This window comes from Micromonospora sp. WMMD735, assembly GCF_049178995.1.
GTDB lineage: Bacteria > Actinomycetota > Actinomycetes > Mycobacteriales > Micromonosporaceae > Micromonospora > Micromonospora wenchangensis.
In genome coordinates, this window is record NZ_JBMHMJ010000002.1 from 4,311,576 (window position 1) to 4,330,824 (window position 19,249).

The following is a 19,249-nucleotide window of genomic DNA, read 5'->3' on the forward strand; positions in this document are numbered from 1 at the left end:
CCGCCGCGACCGGGTCGCAGCCCCTCGGCCTCAGCCCCGGGGCCCCTTACCGGGACCGCCACCCGGGCCACCGCCACCTGCGCCCTTGCCTCCCTTCCCCGTCACTTTCCCGCTTTTCCCTTGGCCGCCCCCGCCCCCTTGCCCGCCGCCGGGCCAGGCCCCTTGGCGGGCTTCTCGGCCTTCGGCTTGGGCTTGGCCGGGCCCGCCGCGCCGGAACCGCCCTTGCCTGACGTCTTCGCCGGTTTCTTGGCCGCCGGCTTCTTCACCGCCGGGGGCTTCACCACGGGCGCGCTGCCGGCCACCCCGGAGACGCGTACCCCGCAGCTCGACTCGCCGACGGTGAACTCCAGCGGCAGCGGGTTACCCCCGGTGTACCGGCCGGCCAGCGCGACCTTCTCCGACGCGCCCGGGGCCAGCACGGCCCGCCCGGCCGCCGGGGTGACCCGCACCAGGCGTCCCTCCTGGCGTATCCCGGGGGTGGTCGTGGTGACGGTCTGCTGGCCGGGGAACGCGAAGCTCATCGTCCAGTCCCGCAGCTCCCGGGGACCGGTGTTGGTCAACGTGAGCTGGGCGGCGAAGTCCTTGCCGGAGTCGCTGCGCAACGCGTACTCGACCTCGCACCCGATGGTGTCGGGCAGCCCCATCCGGGCCTCGGTGGGCCGGTCGACGCCACCGCTGGCCGGGCTGCGCGAGGTCACCCCCCAGATGGCCGCGGTCACCGCGACGAGGCTCGCGGCGGCCACCCCGGCCTCGATCCGCCGGCGGCGGACAGCGGCCCGGCGGGTGCGGGTACGGCCCGAGAAGGGCAACGCGTCGGTGTCGGCCGACCAGGGCAGGATCGTGGTGCCGGCGTTGGCGAGCAGGGCCGGGTCACCCCGCCCGGGTGCCGGTGGGACGGGCACCGCCGCGACCATCCCGGCCGCCGAGGCGAGGGTACGGGCCACCTCGGCCGTCGCCGGCCGGTCCTCGGGGCGCTTGGCCAGGCAGCGGCCGACCAGTTCGACCACCTCGTCGGGGAGCCCGCGTACCGGGGGCATCGGCTCCGGGTCGTGGTACATGTGCGCCCGCAGCATCTGCGTGGTGGTGCTGGCCTGCCAGGGCAACCGCCCGGTGAGCATCCGGTAGAGCAGCAGCCCGACCGCGTACACGTCGGTGGCCGGGGAGACCTGGCCGTTGTCGAGGCGTTCCGGGGCGAGGTAGGCGGGGGTGCCGAGCAGCGCGCCGTCCGGCCCCTTCTCGCTCTCCCCGACCAGCGCCGAGATACCGAAGTCGACGACCTTCACCCCGGTCGCCGTCAGCATCACGTTGCCCGGGGTCACGTCGCGGTGCACCACCCCCCGGGCGTGCGCGGTGGCCAGCGCCGAGGTCACCTCCGCGCCGATCGTCACCGCCTCCCGCCAGGGCAGCTGCCCGTCGCGGCCGAGCCGCGCGGTGAGCGGGCCGCCGTCCACCAACTCCATCACCACGTACGGCACGGTCAGCCCGACCTGCTCGGACTCGCCGTAGTCGTACACGTTGGTGATGTTGGGGTGGCAGAGCCGGGCGGCGGCCTGCGCCTCGATCCTGATCCGGTGCCGGAAGGCCCGGTCGCTGGCCAGCCGCGAGGCGAGCACCTTGACCGCGACCTGACGGCCGAGCACCTGGTCGTAGCCGCGCCACACCACGGACATACCGCCCGCGCCGAGCTGCTCGATCAGCCGGTACCGCTCACCGAGGAGCTGGGCGGCGTTCCGGACTCCTGCACCCATGGTCGACCGAGTTGCCCGGGACGGCCCGGCCTACACCTCGATGGTCGTAATCGGTCAGGAAAGTCACCCGATCAGGCGGTCGCGAGGAGTTGGTCCACCGGGGCGTAGTCGTCGGTCAGGACCAGCGCACCGTCGACGAACCGGGTCACCTCGCTGCCGGCGAGCATGTCGGGGATCTTCGCCACCGTGCCCAGCCGGGTCCGCAGCGCCTCCAGCGGCAGCGGGGCGTCCGAGGCGACGATGAGGAAGTTGCTGCCCTGCCGCCCGGCGATCGCCTCCGGCGGCGCGACCAGCGCCAGGTGCCCGAACTCGGCGGCCACGGTCGCCAGCTCCGAGCGGATGAACCGGCCCGGCGGGTAGTCGATGACGTTCTGCACGTAGATGCCGCCGGGGCGGAGCACCCGGTCGACCTCCGCCGCCATCTCCCGGGTGGCCAGGTGCCACGGCACCACCAGGTGCCCGAAGGCGTCCCCGACCACCAGGTCCCTGCTGTCGGCCGGCTCGCCGCCGACCAGCATCCGGGCGTCGCCCACCTCGGCCCGCAGCCCCGGCCCGGTCCGGACGCCCAACTCCCGCCGGTCCAGGTCGACCAGCTCACCGTCGATCTCGAAGACCACGTTGTCGGTGCCCGGCCGGGTGGCGCTCAGGTAGCGGGGCATGGTGAACCCGCCCCCGCCCAGGTGCAGCGCGTCCAGCCGCTGCCCCTTCGGGGCGAGCACGTCGGCGACCGCGCCGATCCACTGGGTGTACTCGTACTCCAGGTGCGTCGGGTCGTTCAGGTCGACGTACGAGTGCTGGGCCGAGTTGAGGTAGAGGGTGCGACCGCCGTCCCGGGCCGGATCACGTTCCACCCGGGCGCAGTGGTAGGCGGTCTCCACGTCGCACGGGTTCGGCGCGACCGCGCTCAGCCCCGCCGCGACCAGCCCGAGCACCGCCAGGGCGGCCTTGGCCCGGGTCGGGCCGGGCAGCCCGGCGGCCTCCTGCCGGCGCAGGTAGACCCCGAGCGCCAGCCCGGCCACGCCGAGCGCCACCGCCAGCCCGATCAGGATGACCGTGCTGGGCAGCGCCGCCACCAGCACGAACCCGGTGACCAGGGTGGCGGTGATGCCGCCGAGGGTGCCGATGCCGGACAGCCTGCCGACGACCTGCCCGGTACGCCGCAGGTCGGACAGTTGCAGCTTCACCACTAGCGGGGTGACCGCCGACAGCAGCGCCGCCGGCACGAACACGGCCAACGCGGTGAGCAGCAGGATGCCGCTGACCGCGCCGCCGCGCAGCAGCTCACCGGCGTACCTGACCACCGGCAGGGTGACCGCGGCGGCGATGCCGGCCAGGATCAGCGCCGGGGCGAGCAGCCCGCGCGGGTCCCGGCGGTCGGCCAGCCAGCCGCCCGTCCACGCCCCGTACGCGATGGCGGCCAACGCGATGCCGATCACCGAGCTGGTCACCTGGAGGGTCACCCCGACGTACGGGCCGACCAGGCGCAACGAGACCGTCTCCAGCACCAGCACCGCGCCACTGGCGAAGAAGACCAGGAACGCGGCGAGCCCGTTGGGCAGGGCCCGGGAGGGCGTCGGCGCGGAAGACGTCGGAACGGTCACGACGTCGGACGATGAGCTGCTCACCGTCGCGATGCTACGTCCCGTTCCTGGGGCGGAGGATCAGTACATCGAAAGATGAACATGGTTTGTGTGGTCGGCGGCCGGGCTGCCCGACCCGCTGTACGCCCGCCAGCCGGTGTTCGGCATCCAGATCTGCCTATACCAGATCACGTAGAGCACGCCGAGCCGGTTGGCGTTGTTCTTGAAGTAGTTGGCCAGGCTGTCGCCGTACGCCTTGTCCCCGCCGGTGGCCGTCTCGTCCTTGAAGCCGCTGGTGGCGGCCGAGAAGTCGCAGGCCCGCCCCTTGGGGTGCTCGCCGCCCCCGCCGCTGCGGTGGCAGGAGACGTACCGCTTGTAGCCGGCCGCCTTGGCCTGCTGCATGGCGTGCAGGGTGCGCGGGGTGATGCAGCCGGAGGTGGTCGGGTCGTTCACCGAACACGATTCGCTGGGCCACGACCCGTCGGAGTTGCGCGGGGCCGGCTTCGCCGAACTCGACCCGCCGCTGAAACCGGCGCTGCTGCCCGAACTGACGGTGGCCAGGGCGCGCTCGGCGTCCCGCTTCTTCTTGGCCAGCGTGGCGAGCTGCTTCTGCTGCTCGCGGACCTCGGCGTTGATGGCGAGGGTGGCCTCGGCGGCGGTTTGCCGGGCCTCGGCGAGCGCGCGGAGCTGCTTGCCGTCGCGCTGGGCCATCATGTCCAGGTCGGCGGCCCGCTTGAGGAACGCCTCCGGGCTGGCCGTGTTGAGCAGCATCGACGTGGGCGTCAACCGGCCCACCCGGTACGACTGCGCGGCCACCTCGCCCACCTGGGTGGTCAGCTCACCCAGCCGGCCCTCGATCACCTTCAGCTCGGCGGTCAGCGCCGCCTGCCGGCGCTTGGAGCTGTCCAGCTTGGCCTTGGCCTCGATGTGCCCCTTGGCCGCCGCCGTCAGCGCGTCCTTGAGCTGCTTGGTGCCACCCTCGCCGGGCTCCGCCGCGGCGGGCACCGCGCCGACGCCGAGCAGCAGCGCCACCGCGGCGAACAGCACGGTCAACGGCCGGGTCAGGTTGGTCCTGGGCACGGAGGTGTCCTTCCCTCTGCCGCCGACGCCCGGCCGTGGGGCCGGTGCGGCGGCGGTCCCGCCGGCCCCGGTTGGCGGCCTGGGGGCGGAGACCGCCGGTCACATTACCGCAACCACGCCCGGTCACCAGGCCCGTGACGGCACCGTACGGCGACCCTCGACCGGGAGTGTCGAACCGGTAGCCGAGGGTCCACCGTCGTCGATTCCTCAGGCGGTGGAGCCGGCGGCCGGGCCGGTGGCGCGGCCCGCCGGAGCCCCGGAGCCGGACCGGCGGGTCAGTCGTCGAGCAGGGCGGCGTGGACCTCGTGCCAGGTCTGCTCGTCGGAGGCGACCAGCAGGCCCGTGCCGTCGTCGGCCGGGTGGTAGTCGGTGCCGTCGAAGCGGCGGGCCACCCCGCCGGCCTCGCGCACCAGCAGCGTGCCGGGGGCATGGTCCCAGGGCAGGGTCCGCCAGAACAGGACGAACTGCTGGTCACCGGTGAGCAGGTCGAGGTACTCCCGCCCGGCGCAGTGCTGGCCGGGCAGCAGCTCCCCGATCCGGCCCTCGCCGGCCGCCACCCGGTCCCGGGTGGCCCGGGGCAGGTACTGCACCATCGCGGTGCCGCGCAGCCGGTCCGGCGGCAGGACGGGGGTCTCGCGTACCGGCCGGCCGTCCAGCCGGGTGCCGGCCCCGGCGCGGGCCACGGCCATCGTCCCGGCCAACGGGTCGAACACCCAGGACGCGGCCGGCTCGCCGTCGGAGAGCAGGGCCACCATCAGCGCGAACGGTCGCCGCCCGGCGGCGAAGTTCCCCGTCCCGTCGACCGGGTCGACCACCCACACGTCGCCGTCGCCGCGCAGGTGACGCAGCAGCGAGCCGTCCGCGGCGACCGCCTCCTCGCCGACGACCCGGGAACCCGGCAGCAACCGGCGCAACTCCGCCGAGATCCGCTCCTCGGCCCGCTGGTCGGCGACGGTGACCAGGTCACCCGGTGCCTTCTCGGTGACGTCGGCGTCGTCCAGCTTGCGGAACAGCGGCAACACCACGCTCGCCGCGGTCTCCCGCAGCAGCGCGTCGACGTCGTCGAGCAGGTGGTCAGCCACGCGGCGGCAGCTTGACCACGCTGACGAAGAACTCGTCGATCTGGCGGACCACCGAGATGAAACGCTCGAAGTCCACCGGCTTGGTCACGTAGGCGTTGGCGTGCAGCTGGTAACTGCGCAGGATGTCCTCGTCGGCCTGGGAGGTGGTCAGCACCACCACCGGAATGCGGCGCAGCTCCTCGTCGTTCTTGATCTCCTCCAACACCTCCCGGCCGTCCCGGCGGGGCAGGTTCAGGTCGAGCAGGATCAGGTCGGGGGTCACCGCGTCCGCGTACCGGCCCTCGCGCCGCAGGTAGGCCAGCGCCTCGGCGCCGTCGGAGACGACCGTCAACCGGTTGCGGAGCTTGTGCTCCTCGAACGCCTCCTGGGTCATCAACACGTCACCCGGGTCGTCCTCGACGAGCAGGACCTCGATCGGGCTCTTGCCGTCCGCCGGCGCGGTCATCCGACCCTCTCCTTCGTGCCACCCGTCGTGCCGTGCCCCGGCGGCCCGCCGGGTGGGTCCTCGTCCTGCGTGCCGTCCGGTTGCCGGCCGACCGGCGTCGGTCGGGCCGCCGGGCCGGCCTCGTCGGCCGTCTCCCCGACCGGGCCGGGGGCGGCGTCGTCGGTCGTCGCCGGGCTCTCCCCGTCGGCCGGCACGTCGGTGTCCCCGTCGGTCGCCGCCGCGTCCGCCTCGGCCGCCGCCTTCGCCGCCTCGACGTCCTCCGGCCGGGCCGGCAGGGTGAACCGGATCGCCGTCCCCTCGGCCTGGTCGGTGTCGACCCAGACCCGACCGCCGTGGTACTCGACGATCTTCTTGACGATGGCCAGGCCGATGCCGGTGCCAGGGTAGGCGTCCTTGGCGTGCAGCCGCTGGAAGATCACGAAGATCTTGTCGGCGAACTCGGCCTCGATGCCGATGCCGTTGTCCTGGCAGGTGATCTCCCACTCGTCACCGACCAGCCGGGCCGAGACCCGCACCTTCGGCGCGACGTCCGGGCGGCGGAACTTCACCGAGTTGCTGACCAGGTTGACCAGCAGGTTGGTGAGCAGCGGCTCCTCGCCCCGGATCACCGGCAGCTCGCCCCAGGTCAGCTCGGCGTCGGCGTACTGCCGGCCCGGCTCGGTCTGGCTGGCCACGTCGCCCATCACCTTGTTCAGGTCGACGTCGACGAAACCGGTGGTGAGCCGGCCGATCCGGGAGAACGCCAGCAGGTCGTTGATCAGGCGCTGCATCCGCTGCGCGCCGTCGACCGCGAACGCGATGTACTGGTCGGCCCGCTCGTCGAGCTGCCCCGCGTACCGGCGTTGCAGCAGCTGGCAGAAGCTGGCCACCTTGCGCAGCGGCTCCTGCAGGTCGTGCGAGGCGACGTAGGCGAACTGCTCCAGGTCACGGTTGGAGCGGGTCAGCTCCTCGGCCTGCTTCTGCAACTGGCTGTTGACCCACTCGATGTTCTCCCGGGCGGCCCGCACCTCGGCCAGGTCCTTGGCGATCTTCTGCCGCATCACGTCGACGTCGTCGGCGAGCCGACGGAACTCCGGCGGCCCCGACCCGGCGATGTGGTGCTGGTAGTCGCCCGCGGCGACCTCCCGCACCTGCTGCGCCAGGCCGGTCAGCGGTCGGATCACCATCCGCTCCAGGGAGAGCAGCATCAGCGTGCCCGCCAGGACGACCACCACCGCCGCGATGATCAGCAGCATCACCAGCATGTTGCCGGTGCGCTCGATGTCCCGGGCGCCCTTCTCCCGCTCGGTCAGGATCGCCGTCTGGAGGTCGCCGACCGACGCCCGGATCTCGTCGAACTGCTGCCGGGCCTGGGCGGTGATCAACGCCTGGCCGGCGGCGGTGCCGCTGCTCCCGGTGGTGGCGATCACCGGCTCGGCCACCGTCCGCCGCCAGTCCGCCGCCTGCTGCTGCGCGGTCCGCAGCGCGGCGGCGACCTCCGGGTAGTCCCGGCTCAGGTCCGCGATCGTGGCGGCCACGTCGCGCTCCTGCTGCACCCCCTGCTCGTACGGGGCCAGGTCGGCGCGGTTGCCGCTGACCGCGTACCCCCGGATGCCGGTCTCCTGGTCGAGCAGCGCGTTGAGCATCTCCTGACCCTGCACCCGCAGCGGGCCGGTGCGGGTGAGCAGCGCGTCGGTGTAGGCGCGGTTCTTCGCCGCCACCACCGCCTCGGCCACGGCCAACCCGATCAGCAGCACGCCGACCACGGCCAGCAGCGCCAGCACCCGGCGACGCAGGGTCCACCCCCGGCGGTACGTGTTCACCGGCCACCGCCCCGGGTGACCAGCAGCATGGCGACGTCGTCGGCGAGCGGCCCGCCGTTGATCTGCTCGGCCCGACCGACCAGCCAGGCGGGCAGCTCGGACAGCGGCACGGCGTGGTTGGCGCGCTCCTGGAGCAGGCCGGTCAGCCCGTCGACGTCCAACCGGTCGTCGCCGTCACCCACCCGCCCCTCGATCAGGCCGTCGGTGTACATCAACAGGGACCAGTCATCGGTGTCGAACTCCAGGTCGAACGCGACGGGACGGCGGGGTCGTACGCCGAGCAGCAGGCCGCCCCGGGCCGGTACCGGCCCGACCTTGCCGCCGGACAGCAGCAGCGGCGGCGGGTGGCCGGCCAGCCGGACGGTGGCCCGGTTGGCGGCCAGGTCGAGCCGGGCGGTGGCGACGGTGGCGAAGATCTCCTGGAGCCGGCGCTCGCTCATCAGCACCTGCTCCAGGGCGGGCAGCACCTCGTCGTCGGGCACCCCGGCCAGGATCAACGCCCGCCAGGCCACCCGCAGCTCGACACCGAGGGCCGCCTCGTCCACGCCGTGCCCGCACACGTCGCCGACGATCAGGTCGACCCGGTCCGGCCGGGTCTGCACCACGTCGAAGAAGTCCCCGCCGATGAGCGCCGCGTGCCGGCCCGGCCGGTAGAAGGTGTGCACCGCCACCTCGTCGGTGGTCATCAGCGGCTGGGGCAGCAGGCCCCGTTCCAGTCGGGCCGACTCGGCCTGGCGCAGCTCGACCTCGCGCAGCCGGCGGGCGTTCTCGTCGGCCCGCTTGCGTTCCACCGCGTAGCGCAGGGCGCGGGTCAGCAGCACCCCGTCGACCTGCCCCTTGACCAGGTAGTCCTGGGCGCCCTCGGCGACCGCGACGATGCCGAGGTGCTCGTCGGAGCGGCCGGTCAGCACGCAGACCGCCGCGCCGCTGGACATCTCCAGCACCCGGCGCAACCCGTCCAGGCCCTGCGCGTCGGGCAGGCCGAGGTCGAGCAGCACGCAGTCGACCCCGGCGATGCGCTGCCGGGCCTCGCTGAGGCTGGTGGCGACCAGCAGGTCGATCATCGAGTTGGTCTCGGCGAGCAGCTCGCCGACCAGGAAGGCGTCGCCCTCGTCGTCCTCGACCAGCAGCACCCGCAGCCGTTCACCCGGCGGCAGGCTGGGGTGCGGCCCCAGCCCGCCGTGCGGGTACGGCGCGACGGAGGGCCCGGCCGAGCCAGGCCCCCGGTGCGACCGGGTCACCGCCGCGAGACGCGGGAGTTCGCTGGTGATGTCGGGCTCCTTCCGAGTGCCCTGCTGATCCTGTATTAGACAACGGTCGCACACAACACGGTCCGCCCGGTCCGGGCGTTCCCTGACAAGGCCGTCACCAGGTGAGCGTCCGGTCAGCGCCGCGCGTCACGGTTCGGTTCCGGTACGCCCCGGCCGCGCCCCGGCGGGGGCAGGATGGTGCACCACCTCCGCACCACCTCCGAGGAGTTCCCGTGGGCGCACCCCCCGCCTCCGCCGCCGACCGGGCGCTGGCCCGGCCCCGGCGTCGTCCACCCGCCGCCCTGGCCGCCCTGCTGGCGCTGGTCGCGGTGGGCGCGGTCGTGCTGGTCACCCTGGCCACCCCGACGCCCCGGCCGGTCGACGCCCCGGCCGACGAGTTCAGCGCCGGACGGGCGTACCGGACGGTGCAGACGGTGGCGCAACGGCCGCACCCGGCCGGCAGCGCCGCCAACGACCAGGTCCGCGAGCACCTGGTCGGGGTGCTGAGCGGGCTGGGCCTGCAGACCGAGGTGCAGGACACCGTCGCCCCGGAGGCCGGGCAGCTCAGCGGTGCGGCCGGCGGGGCCACCTTCGCCCGGGTCCGCAACGTGGTGGCCCGGCTGCCCGGGACCGCCTCCACCGGCCGGGTCTTCCTGGTGGCGCACTACGACTCGGTGCAGACCGGCCCGGGTGGCAACGACGACGCGGCCGGCACCTCCACCATGCTGGAGGTGGCCCGCGCGCTGGCCGCCGGCCCCCGGCCCCGCAACGACGTCGTGTTCGTGCTGACCGACGCCGAGGAGGCGTGCCTGTGCGGGGCGGCGGCGTTCGCGGCGAGTCACCCGCTGGCCGCCGACGGCGGGGTGGTGCTCAACCTGGAGGCGCGGGGCTCCACCGGCCCGGTGATCATGTTCGAGACGTCCCGGAACAACGCCGAGCTGGTGGCCGCCTTCGGCCGGGGCGCACCGCACCCGGTGGGCACCTCGTTCGCGGTGGAGATCTACCGGGCGCTGCCCAACGACACCGACTTCACCGCCTTCCTCGACAACGACTTCGTCGGGTTGAACGCGGCGTACATCGACGGGGGCGCGATCTACCACACCCCGCTGGACACCCCGGCGGCGATGGACCGGGGCAGCCTCCAGATGCACGGCGACAACGCGCTCGGGCTGGCCCGGGAGTTCGGCCGCGCCGACCTGACGGCGCTGCGCGCCGGCCACGACGCCACCTACTTCCCGGTGCCGGGCGGGCTGGTCCGCTACCCCGGCTGGCTGACCTGGCCACTGGCCGCCCTGGCGGTGCTCGGGGTGCTGACGCTGGGCTGGCTGGTCCGGAGCACCGGGCGGGCCGGGGCCGGTCGGCTGGCCGCCGGGTTCGGGCTGGCGCTGGTGCCGATCGTGGCCGCCCCGGTCGCCGCCCAACTGCTGTGGGCGGGGATCACCGCGCTGCGCCCCGGCTACGCCGAGCTGCTCGACCCGTACCGGCCGGTCTGGTACCGGTTGGCGGTGGTGGCGCTCGCCGCCGCGATCCTGCTCACCTGGTACGCGCTGACCCGCCGCCGGGTCGGCCCGGCGGCGCTGGCCGTCGGTGGGCTCGGCTGGCTGGCCGTGCTCGGGGTGGTGCTGGCGGCGCTGGTGCCCGGTGGGGCGTACCTGGCCACCCTGCCGGCGCTGGCCGGCGCGGTCGCCGGCCTGGTGGCGCTGCGTACCCGGATCGACGGCCCGTGGCCGGTGGTCGCGGTGACCCTGGCCGGCACGGTCGCCGTGGTGATCCTGCTGCCCACGGTGGTGCTGCTCTTCCCTGCGCTGGGGATGGCGATGGGTGGGGTGGCGGCGCTGTTCGCGGTGCTGCTCGGGCTGGCCGCGCTGCCGGTGCTCGACCTGCTGCACCCGGCGGCCGGCGGCCAGCGCGGCCTGGTCGCCGCCCGCGCCCGCCGGCTCGGCGCGCTGCCGACCGTCGCCGCCGCGCTCGCCGCCGCCCTGTTCGCCGGGGTCGGCCTGGCGGTCGACCGGTTCGACGCCGACCACCCCGTGCCCACCCACCTGATGTACGCCCTCGACGCCGACACCAACGAGGCGCAGTGGCTCACCCGGGAGGCCGACCCGCAGCCGTGGACCGCCGGATACGTCGACGGTCCCGCCGCCGTCGACGGCTTCCCCGGCCTGGGCGATCCGGACCTGCGCGGCGGCCCGGCACCGGCGGCTAACCTGCCCGCGCCGACGGTGCAGGTGCTGGCGGACACCACCGCCGGTGGGCTGCGCACCCTGCGGCTGCGGCTGCTCCCCCAGCGCACCGTCCGGCTGGCCACCCTGCACGTCGACACGACCACCGCCGAGGTGACCCGGGCCGAGGTGGCCGGTCGGGAGGTACCGGTCGAGCGGCAGCCGGGCGTCGAGGAGACTCCGGCCGACCGGTGGGGCTTCGGGATCGTCTTCCACGCCCCACCTGCCGAAGGGGTCGAGATCACCCTGACCGTGGTGTCCCGGGCGGGGCAGGTGGCGGTGCGGGCGATGGACGCCAGCGACGGGTTGGAGGGGCTGCCGGGGTTCCGTCCCCGGCCTGCGGGGGTGGGAGTGGTGGGGTCGCACACCTCGGAGATGTTGGCGGTCGCCCGCACCTATCCACTCTGACGCTTGCTCCCGACATAGGCCATGCCTACTCACCTGCCCTAAGCAGGTGAAAGGCCTCGATCACCCTGGCCATGCTCGCGCGCATGGCTGGACTGGCGCACTAAAGCGACCTACCTAGGTAGACATCGAACCCCTACCTAGGTAGAGTCGAGTCATGTCCGAAACGCCACGCCTCACACCGCAGACCGTGGCGGTGATTCGCGCCCTACTTACCACACCCGCCGACCCGCGCTGGGGTCGTGACATTGCTCGCGAGACCGGCCTCAAGTCGGGCACCCTCCATCCAATTCTCGCCCGCCTTGAGCAGGCTGGCTGGGTGGAATCCCATTGGGAAGATCCTGCCGAGCACGAGGATCAAGGGCGGCCTCGGCGACGGTATTACCAGTTCGCCCCAGGCGGTGCCGAAACCGCACGCCTTGCTCTAGCCGAAACCTCCGCCCGCACCAGAGGCACCCCCACCGCTGGGCGACTTCGCCCTCACCCGGGCTACTGAGGTGCTTGCCTTGACGAGACCTTGTCGCATGATGGGGATCCGCCGCATTAGTTGGGGGGTAAGGTAATGCGCCAGCGGCTTAATACCGAGCCCGATAGGTATCGCGGCAGACGGCGGCTCCCGCGGAGACCTCTTTCCATGGCAATTGGAACGATAAGCAGGAGGGTAGCGGAAGCTCCGCGCTCAAGTCCAACGGGAACCTCGTCATCAACTTTGCTGGGAGCCTCAATCTTAGGCTTGCTGAGCTTACTACTGCCCCCCTCGACCCGAGCACGATGGCTGGAGGAGTGGCGAGGCGAGTTACACGACCTACGCGCCGAAAACGTCCCATGGTGGCATCGCACCGCCTACGTGGTGGACATCCTACGCAGCGTTCCAAAGCAAGCGTTGACGCTGCGTTGGATAGGACGCCGCCGAACCAACCTATGACCTGCAGGGCACCGCTGGCGACCTCAATGCCTCACAAAACGACTCGCGGGGCTTCCGGCTCCGACCGACCAGATGGGCAACCCGAGCGCTGTTCAGGACGGAGATGCTGCCATGCCTCACTGGGTTCCGACGACCGTTCTTCTCACTTACACCAGCATCGTCGCCCTCATAAGTTTGACTGCAGTGTTCGGCGAAACGGTCGCCCGGCGCACAGCCGCATACAAGGTACTGCTCATCCTGCTGCCCACAGGAGTGCTTTTCGTTGGTGCTCAGTTCGCCGCAGCCCACATCATGAGGGGCGCGTAGTTCAAGCCACTCTGGAAACCCCGATTCCACCCTCTCATATCCTCACCCCCCTTCCTGATCCTAACGGGTCGTTCAATGCGGTCGATGTCATGCCCCTTGCTAAAATGCTCTCCATGTCCGACTTAAGCTTTATTTCGCTTTTTACCAACCTACTAGCAAGGCCCGGCGCACATCCGCGATAGCTGCGGGTAATGGGCGCCAGCAACGGTTGGCCACGCTAACGGGGGTCTCGGCGACGACCGAGGATGGTGGAGCCGCACAGCTGGGCGATGCGGGTGGTCGCCCACACCTATCCGTTCTGACGACGTGGTCGAAGGCGATCAACCATCCATGACCACAGATAACCGGTCGCCAGCGCCGGCGGGGCGGACTACGGTCCGCAGAATGCGGCTGGAGAAGGTCACCCCGGAGAACTACGAGGCGGCGCTCAAACTGTCGGTGCGCCCCGATCAGGAGGATCTGGTCGGACCGGTGGTCAAGTCACTGGCCGAGGCGTACGTCTTCCCGGACATCGCCTGGCCGAGGCTGATCTTCGACGGCGACCGGCTGGTCGGCTTCCTGATGGCCTTCCTCGACTACGCGTGGGGCGACAACCCCGATGACGTCCGGTCCGGCCTCTGGAAACTCAACATCGCGGCCGACGCCCAGGGCAAGGGTTACGGGCGGTTCGCCGTCGAGGCGGTGTGCGCGGAGATCCGCGCCCGTGGCGGCAACCGGGCGTACGTCACCTGGGTGCCCCGCGAGGGCGGGGCGGAGGGCTTTTATCTGAAGCTGGGCTTCCGGCCGACCGGCGAGCAGAGCGAGGGGGAGACGGTCGCCGTCCTCGATTTCTGACCGGCCATCATGACGCCCGCATCACTTCCAGCGGAAGTGGACGAAGAGGCGTCCGAAGTTCTTGGAGTCCTTCTCGACCCGGTGGTAGAGCTGCTTGACGTCCTTCTGGTCGAGGAACCGCAGCACCTTCTTCTTGAGCTGGCCGGAGCCCTTACCGGGGATGATCTCGACCAGGGTGGCCTTCTTCGCCACCGCCTCGTCCATGATCCCGCGCAGGGCACGGTCGATGTCGTGACCCTTGTTGAAGATGTCGTGCAGGTCCAGCTTGAGCTTCATCCCGCCTCCCCCACCTGCGCAGCCGCCATGGCAGGCCCATCGTAGGCCGGCACGCGTCGGAGCGAGGCTCAGGCTTCGGCCGGTTGCTCCGACATGAGCAGCACGCCGGCAACCAGCGGCCGTCAGGCGGGCTGTTCCTCGTCGTCTGCCTCGCCGAGGTGGGGGCGGTGTTCGCGAATCCACGCCTCGACCTCTGCCTTGAGCCACACAGCACCCATCCCGAGCCGGTCGTACGGCTTGGGGAAGTCGGGCCGGTCGATGATCTGGCGCGCCCGTTGTCGGCTGACGCCGAGCCGCGTCGTGATCTCGCCCGCCCCGTAGAGGTGACGTGGCACGGCGCGAGAGTAGCCAGACCGCCAGTGGTCAAACCGCAGCTAGGCAAGATGCACCTTGCCAGATACACCCTGGCAGCTTGACAAGTGGTAAGACGGCCGACACGCTGGGGTGATATCGCCGCACTCCCCCCGGCCCGCTCGCCCCGCACGCTGATGGCCGACGCCACGGAACACTCCATGGAGCCCCGCCAGACCAGCACGCCACCCGACCGGTTCACCCCCAGTACCCAACGGAGATCGAACGCCTCGCCGGTGCACGCCCGCCCCGGCGGGGCCGTGCGGCCGCACGTACCGATGCGGCCCCTCTGGTGGTGCCGGGTGTGTGCCGCCCCCTGGCCGTGTCGGCCCGCCCGGCTGCTGCTGATCCTCGAATACCGGCGGGACCGCGTCGGGCTGTCCGTCCACATGGCCGGGCGGCTGTTCGACGCCACCGGTGACCTGGTCACCCTCAACCCGAACGCCGTACCCACCCCGACGGAACTGTTCGACAGGTTCCTGGCCTGGACCAGACGCGGAACCGGGCCGGGGGACGGGTAGAAACCCCGTCCCCCGGCCCGGTGTCGTCAGACGTCAGCGACCGTTGCCGACCCGGCTCTCCACCCGGCGCAGCGCGGTCACGTAGTCGTCGTTGGTCGAGTGCATGGCCGCCGCGATGCGCAGGTGGCGCAACGCGTCCGGGAAGCGGTTCAGCCGCTCCAGCGTCCGGCCCAGCACGTGGTGGGCGTAGTGGTCGCTGGGGTCCCGGTCGACCAGCTCCCGCAACTGCTCCTCGGCGCGGCCGAGCTGGGCGGTCTGGAAGTACGCCCGGGCCAGCAGCTGACGTACGGAGGAGTTGCCGGGCTCGGCCGCCACGATCGGCTCCAGCAGCCGGACCGCTCCGCTCGGGTCACCCATCTCGAAGTACATGGTCGCCCGTCGGTACTCCGCCAGAAGATCCATCCCGACCCACCCCCTCGCGTCACGTCGCCATTGCTCCGACGCTGGCACAACACCGGGCGTACCGCGAGTGTTCCTGGGGGTCGACTTGTGGCTCAGGAGGCCGGCTCGTCCCGTTCGCCCGTCAACTGCCAGGCCCGGACCCCGCCGACGATTCCGGCCGTGTTGGGCACGATCACCACGTCGTCGCCCATCCGGGCCACCTGCTCGGGGCGGATCAGCCGCGAGTTGCCGCCGCCGAGATAGAGCCGGTCCCAGCGGAACACCGGCCGCAGCCCGTCCACCACCTGCCGGATGCGCCGGGACCAGAAGGCGTCGCCGAGCCGCCGCCGCTCCGGCTCCCCGACGTACGTGTCGTAGGTGGTGCCCCAGCGGACCGGGGCGTGTGACAGCTCCAGGTGCGGGGCGAGCCGCCCACCGTCGAAGAGCGCGCTGCCCAGCCCGGTGCCGAGGGTCAGCACCAGCTCGCAGCCGGTCCCGGCGACCACCCCCGCACCGTGCACCTCGGCGTCGTTGAGCACCAGCGCCGGCATCCCGAACGCCTCGGTGACGGCCCGCCGCGCGTCGTACCCGGACCACTCGGCGAGCAGGTCGGGGTCGACCCGGCTGCGTGGCCCGGACCGGGTCACGTAGTGCGGCGTGGCCACCACGACCCCGTGCCGGATCATGCCCGGCATCCCCACCGTGACCCGGTCCGCCGGGGGCAGCCGGCCGGCCAGCTCCAGCAGCGTCTTGACGAACAGCTCCGGCGGCAACGGGTACGGGGTGTCCACCCGGATCACCGGTGCCCGCAGGGTGCCGTCCCCGTCCAGCACCGAGCCCTTGATGCCGCCGCCGCCGCAGTCGATCGCCAACGTCAATCCCACACCCCCACCTTGCCCCACCCGCCCCCGTTCCTCCCGCCCCTCCCCCACCTTCCGCCGACGAGGCCGGCAGCCCGACCACCGGCCGCCCCGGGAGACGTGCCGGCGGTGACGACGGGCGGCGGTGGCGACGGGCGGCGGTGGCGACGGGCGGCGGTGACCGGCAGAGGCGGCAGGGGCGCAGGTTCGTGGAGAGTTGTTGTCGCCATGGCCGCAAGAACTCTCCACGATCTGGCGCACGGACCACCGCCCCCGTCGACTGGGCGGCAGCGGGCCGGGCCGCGCGATGTCCCCGCCCCGGATCGGCGGGCGCTAGGCTCGGGGCCTCATGAGCGCCACGATGATCGCCAAGGGACTCGCCTCCGGCCACGGGGAGCGGATGCTCTTCACTGACCTCGACCTGGTCGTCGCTCCCGGCGACGTGGTGGGGCTGGTGGGGGTCAACGGGGCCGGCAAGTCGACGCTGCTGCGCACGCTGGCCGGGGTGCAGCCGGTGGAGGAGGGCAGCGTCACGCTGAGCCCGCCGGGGGCCTCGGTGGGCTACCTGCCGCAGGAGACGGAACGGCGGGCGGGCGAGACGGTCCGCGACTTCCTGGCCCGACGGACCGGGGTCACCGGGGCGCAGGCCGCCCTGGACGCCGCCGCCGAGGCGCTCACCGCAGGCACGACCGGGGCGGACGACGCGTACGCCGGGGCGTTGGAGCGGTGGCTCGACCTCGGCGGGGCGGACCTGGAGGAACGCGCCGAGCAGGTCGCCGCCGAGTTGGGGCTCACCGTCGACCTGGACCATCCGATGACCGGTCTGTCAGGCGGCCAGGCGGCCCGCGCCGGGCTGGCCTCCCTGCTGCTCAGCCGGTACGACGTCTTCCTGCTCGACGAGCCCACCAACGACCTGGACCTGGCCGGCCTGGACCGGCTGGAACGGTTCGTCACCGGGCTGCGCGCCGGCACGGTGCTGGTCAGCCACGACCGGGAGTTCCTGACCCGGACGGTGACCCGGGTGCTCGAACTCGACCTGGCGCAGCAGCAGGTCCGGCACTACGGCGGCGGCTACGGCGCGTATCTGGAGGAGCGGGAGGTGGCCCGCCGGCACGCCCGCGCCGACTTCGAGGAGTACGCCGACACCCGGGCCGCGTTGGAGGCCCGTGCCCGCACCCAGCGGGCCTGGATGGAGAAGGGCGTGAAGAACGCCCGCCGCAAGGCCACCGACAATGACAAGATCGGCCGGAAGTTCCGGGCTGAGTCGACGGAGAAGCAGGCGGCGAAGGCGAAGCAGACCGAGCGGCTGATCGAACGCCTCGACGTGGTCGAGGAGCCCCGCAAGGAGTGGGAACTGCGGATGGAGATCGCCGCCGCGCCCCGGGCCGGTGCGGTGGTGGCCTCGCTGCGCGACGCGGTGGTCCGCCGGGGCGCCTTCACCCTGGGGCCGGTGAACCTCCAGATCGACTGGGCCGACCGGGTGGCGATCACCGGGGCGAACGGCTCCGGCAAGACCACCCTGCTCGGCGCGCTGCTGGGCCGGCTGCCGCTCGACGCCGGGCACGCCGCGCTCGGGCCGGGGGTGGTGGTCGGCGAGGTCGACCAGGCCCGGGGGCTGTTCCTCGGCGACGAGCCGTTGCTGGAGGCGTTCGGGGCCGCCGTACCGGAGATGATGCCGGCGGACGTGCGGACGCTGCTGGCCAAGTTCGGCCTGCGCGCCGCGCACGTGCTGCGGCCGGCGGCGACGCTGTCGCCGGGCGAACGGACCCGGGCGGCGCTGGCGCTGCTGCAGGGCCGGGGGGTCAACCTGCTGGTGCTGGACGAGCCGACCAACCACCTCGACCTGCCGGCCATCGAGCAGTTGGAGTCGGCACTGGCCGGCTACCCGGGGACGCTGCTGCTGGTCACCCACGACCGGCGGATGCTGGAGGCGGTCAGCGTCGACAGGCGGCTGCGGGTCGCCGACGGACGGATCGCCGAGGACTGATCGGCGTCACCCGTCGGCCGCCGGGTGACAATGGGGTCATGCTCAGATGGGAGTACGCGCTGCTGGTCCGCCGTCGCCAGCCGACCGCCTCCGACCTCAGCTGGGAGGTCGTCTTCGTCTGGTACGGCCCGGACGGCTCGATGACCGACGTCACCGCCTACGGCGACACCGCGCTGGCGCACCTGAACCGGGCCGGTGACCAGGGCTGGGAACTCGTCGGGATGAGCGAGGACCCGTCCCTGGAGGGCCACAACGAGCTGCACCGCTACCACCTCAAGCGCCCGAAGGCGGCAGGTGCGCCCCGGCAGCGCATCCGGGCCGTCGGCCGGCCGACCCGACGAGCCGGCGGCTGACCCGGCGCTGGCGGCTGACCCGGCCGACGCCGGCGCACCGGATCGGGTGGTGTGCCGGGCCGGGAAGCGGGTAACGGCCGGCGGGAGGTGGCCATGGTCGCGTTGGCGCAGGCACCGCCCTCGGCCGAACGGCTGCGGGCGCTCGACGGGTTCCTCGAAGCGGCCTGGGCCGAGCAGGCCCGCCATGACGAGCGGTTACGCGGGCTCGGCGTCCAGGTGCGGTTCGACCGGGGGGTCGCCCACCTGAGCGGGGAGGTGCCCGCACCGGAGCAGTTGCGGCTGGTCCGCGAGCTGGTCGGCCGGCTGGCCGGGGTGTACGGCGTGTGGGGGCGGGTGCGGGTCGCCGGCCGGGACCCGGTGGTGGTGGACCTGGGCTGCGGCGGTCAGAAGCAGTACCCGACGAACCTGGGGTTGGACATCTTCCCCGCCCCGGGGGTGGACGCGGTGGCGGACCTGTCCGGGTCGCTGCCGCTGGCCGACGACTCCGTCGACGTAATCTTCACGGTGCACATACTGGAGCACCTGATCGACTTCCTGCCGCTCGTGGACGAGTGCCACCGGGTGCTGCGGCCGGGTGGCGTGCTGCACGTGATGAGCCCCTGGTGGGGGCATGTCAACGCGGTGGCCGACCCGACCCACGTGCGGCTGCTGGACGTACAGACGATCAAGGGGGTGTGCGGTCAGCGCCCGCCGGGGACGCCGCGCTGGTATCCGCTGCACGCCGGCTGCGACGGTGCGTCCATCTTCGCCGACCTGACCCCGCTGCCCGCCGACGCGCCACCGGTGTCCCCCGCCCACCTGGCCCGCTTCTTCGACTGACCGGGGCGACGCCACCCGACCG

At 72.7% G+C, this 19,249-nt stretch carries 17 protein-coding genes and 1 pseudogene; 7 read left to right on the top strand and 11 right to left on the bottom strand.

Annotated features, from left to right (window positions below):
• Window positions 1-101: 101 nt before the first annotated feature.
• From ACN268_RS18485 to ACN268_RS18515, 7 genes are all read right to left on the bottom strand, one after another.
• Window positions 102-1,748 carry a serine/threonine-protein kinase gene (locus ACN268_RS18485; RefSeq protein WP_421484284.1) on the bottom strand — a complete coding sequence of 549 codons (1,647 nt, stop codon included), beginning with the start codon at window positions 1,746-1,748 and terminating at the stop codon, window positions 102-104.
• Window positions 1,749-1,819: 71 nt separating this feature from the next.
• Complete coding sequence (locus ACN268_RS18490; RefSeq protein ID WP_421484286.1) at window positions 1,820-3,373, bottom strand: fused MFS/spermidine synthase; 1,554 nt, start codon at window positions 3,371-3,373, stop codon at window positions 1,820-1,822.
• Window positions 3,374-3,409: 36 nt separating this feature from the next.
• Entirely contained in the window at window positions 3,410-4,408 is a 999-nt protein-coding gene (locus tag ACN268_RS18495; protein WP_421484288.1) for a coiled-coil domain-containing protein, read from the bottom strand.
• A gap of 275 nt (window positions 4,409-4,683) precedes the next feature.
• Window positions 4,684-5,490, bottom strand: a complete 807-nt coding sequence (locus tag ACN268_RS18500; RefSeq protein ID WP_421484290.1) for an inositol monophosphatase family protein — start codon at window positions 5,488-5,490, stop codon at window positions 4,684-4,686.
• Window positions 5,483-5,935: a response regulator gene (locus tag ACN268_RS18505; RefSeq protein WP_088644726.1), complete on the bottom strand. Its 453-nt coding sequence runs from the start codon at window positions 5,933-5,935 to the stop codon at window positions 5,483-5,485. Before ACN268_RS18505 ends, ACN268_RS18500 begins: the two co-directional genes overlap by 8 nt.
• Entirely contained in the window at window positions 5,932-7,737 is a 1,806-nt protein-coding gene (locus ACN268_RS18510; protein WP_421484292.1) for a sensor histidine kinase, read from the bottom strand. The genes ACN268_RS18505 and ACN268_RS18510 overlap by 4 nt, the downstream gene beginning before the upstream one ends.
• Window positions 7,734-8,978, bottom strand: coding sequence for a PP2C family protein-serine/threonine phosphatase (locus ACN268_RS18515; RefSeq protein ID WP_363650826.1), 1,245 nt, complete (start codon window positions 8,976-8,978; stop codon window positions 7,734-7,736). Before ACN268_RS18515 ends, ACN268_RS18510 begins: the two co-directional genes overlap by 4 nt.
• Before the next feature lie 242 nt (window positions 8,979-9,220).
• On the opposite strand from ACN268_RS18515, the gene ACN268_RS18520 reads away from it, so the two are divergent.
• The 3 genes from ACN268_RS18520 (at window position 9,221) to ACN268_RS18530 (ending at window position 13,679) form a co-directional block, all read left to right on the top strand.
• Entirely contained in the window at window positions 9,221-11,617 is a 2,397-nt protein-coding gene (locus tag ACN268_RS18520; RefSeq protein WP_421484295.1) for a M28 family peptidase, read from the top strand.
• 154 nt (window positions 11,618-11,771) lie between these two features.
• Window positions 11,772-12,110: a PadR family transcriptional regulator gene (locus ACN268_RS18525; protein ID WP_421484297.1), complete on the top strand. Its 339-nt coding sequence runs from the start codon at window positions 11,772-11,774 to the stop codon at window positions 12,108-12,110.
• A gap of 1,119 nt (window positions 12,111-13,229) precedes the next feature.
• Complete coding sequence (locus ACN268_RS18530) at window positions 13,230-13,679, top strand: GNAT family N-acetyltransferase (RefSeq protein ID WP_204924793.1); 450 nt, start codon at window positions 13,230-13,232, stop codon at window positions 13,677-13,679.
• A 21-nt stretch (window positions 13,680-13,700) separates the two neighbouring features.
• Here the strand turns inward: ACN268_RS18530 and ACN268_RS18535 are convergent, their stop codons facing one another.
• Both ACN268_RS18535 and ACN268_RS18540 read right to left on the bottom strand, forming a co-directional pair.
• Complete coding sequence (locus tag ACN268_RS18535; protein ID WP_067315484.1) at window positions 13,701-13,955, bottom strand: Smr/MutS family protein; 255 nt, start codon at window positions 13,953-13,955, stop codon at window positions 13,701-13,703.
• A gap of 122 nt (window positions 13,956-14,077) precedes the next feature.
• Entirely contained in the window at window positions 14,078-14,290 is a 213-nt protein-coding gene (locus ACN268_RS18540; protein WP_091242277.1) for a helix-turn-helix transcriptional regulator, read from the bottom strand.
• Between the two features lie 177 nt (window positions 14,291-14,467).
• Here ACN268_RS18540 and ACN268_RS18545 point away from each other — a divergent pair, with 177 nt between their 5' ends.
• Window positions 14,468-14,827 carry a hypothetical protein gene (locus tag ACN268_RS18545; protein ID WP_421484300.1) on the top strand — a complete coding sequence of 120 codons (360 nt, stop codon included), beginning with the start codon at window positions 14,468-14,470 and terminating at the stop codon, window positions 14,825-14,827.
• A 33-nt stretch (window positions 14,828-14,860) separates the two neighbouring features.
• Here ACN268_RS18545 and ACN268_RS18550 read toward each other — a convergent pair whose 3' ends face one another.
• Both ACN268_RS18550 and ACN268_RS18555 read right to left on the bottom strand, forming a co-directional pair.
• Complete coding sequence (locus ACN268_RS18550; protein WP_421484301.1) at window positions 14,861-15,229, bottom strand: tetratricopeptide repeat protein; 369 nt, start codon at window positions 15,227-15,229, stop codon at window positions 14,861-14,863.
• 92 nt (window positions 15,230-15,321) lie between these two features.
• Window positions 15,322-16,092: an ROK family protein gene (locus ACN268_RS18555; protein WP_421484302.1), complete on the bottom strand. Its 771-nt coding sequence runs from the start codon at window positions 16,090-16,092 to the stop codon at window positions 15,322-15,324.
• 325 nt (window positions 16,093-16,417) lie between these two features.
• Between ACN268_RS18555 and ACN268_RS18560 the strand changes: the two genes are divergently transcribed.
• The 3 genes and pseudogenes from ACN268_RS18560 to ACN268_RS18570 all read left to right on the top strand — a co-directional run bounded on the left by ACN268_RS18560 (window position 16,418) and on the right by ACN268_RS18570 (window position 19,227).
• Window positions 16,418-18,055 (top strand): ABC-F family ATP-binding cassette domain-containing protein, encoded by a 1,638-nt coding sequence (locus ACN268_RS18560; RefSeq protein WP_421484303.1) that lies wholly within the window; start codon window positions 16,418-16,420, stop codon window positions 18,053-18,055.
• A 38-nt stretch (window positions 18,056-18,093) separates the two neighbouring features.
• Window positions 18,094-18,339: pseudogene (locus ACN268_RS18565) on the top strand (hypothetical protein); the annotation flags it as partial.
• A gap of 162 nt (window positions 18,340-18,501) precedes the next feature.
• Window positions 18,502-19,227 carry a methyltransferase domain-containing protein gene (locus ACN268_RS18570; protein ID WP_421484304.1) on the top strand — a complete coding sequence of 242 codons (726 nt, stop codon included), beginning with the start codon at window positions 18,502-18,504 and terminating at the stop codon, window positions 19,225-19,227.
• The last annotated feature ends 22 nt before the right edge of the window (window positions 19,228-19,249 follow it).

What these genes read in the sequence shown, in the direction of transcription:
- ACN268_RS18530 (WP_204924793.1), top strand. Translation starts at nt 13,230, where the DNA reads ATGCGGCTGGAGAAGGTCACCCCGGAGAACTACGAGGCGGCGCTCAAA.
- ACN268_RS18525 (WP_421484297.1), top strand. Translation starts at nt 11,772, where the DNA reads ATGTCCGAAACGCCACGCCTCACACCGCAGACCGTGGCGGTGATTCGC.
- ACN268_RS18485 (WP_421484284.1), bottom strand. Translation starts at nt 1,748, where the DNA reads ATGGGTGCAGGAGTCCGGAACGCCGCCCAGCTCCTCGGTGAGCGGTAC.
- ACN268_RS18570 (WP_421484304.1), top strand. Translation starts at nt 18,502, where the DNA reads ATGGTCGCGTTGGCGCAGGCACCGCCCTCGGCCGAACGGCTGCGGGCG.
- ACN268_RS18550 (WP_421484301.1), bottom strand. Translation starts at nt 15,229, where the DNA reads ATGGATCTTCTGGCGGAGTACCGACGGGCGACCATGTACTTCGAGATG.
- ACN268_RS18545 (WP_421484300.1), top strand. Translation starts at nt 14,468, where the DNA reads ATGGAGCCCCGCCAGACCAGCACGCCACCCGACCGGTTCACCCCCAGT.
- ACN268_RS18505 (WP_088644726.1), bottom strand. Translation starts at nt 5,935, where the DNA reads ATGACCGCGCCGGCGGACGGCAAGAGCCCGATCGAGGTCCTGCTCGTC.
- ACN268_RS18560 (WP_421484303.1), top strand. Translation starts at nt 16,418, where the DNA reads ATGAGCGCCACGATGATCGCCAAGGGACTCGCCTCCGGCCACGGGGAG.
- ACN268_RS18535 (WP_067315484.1), bottom strand. Translation starts at nt 13,955, where the DNA reads ATGAAGCTCAAGCTGGACCTGCACGACATCTTCAACAAGGGTCACGAC.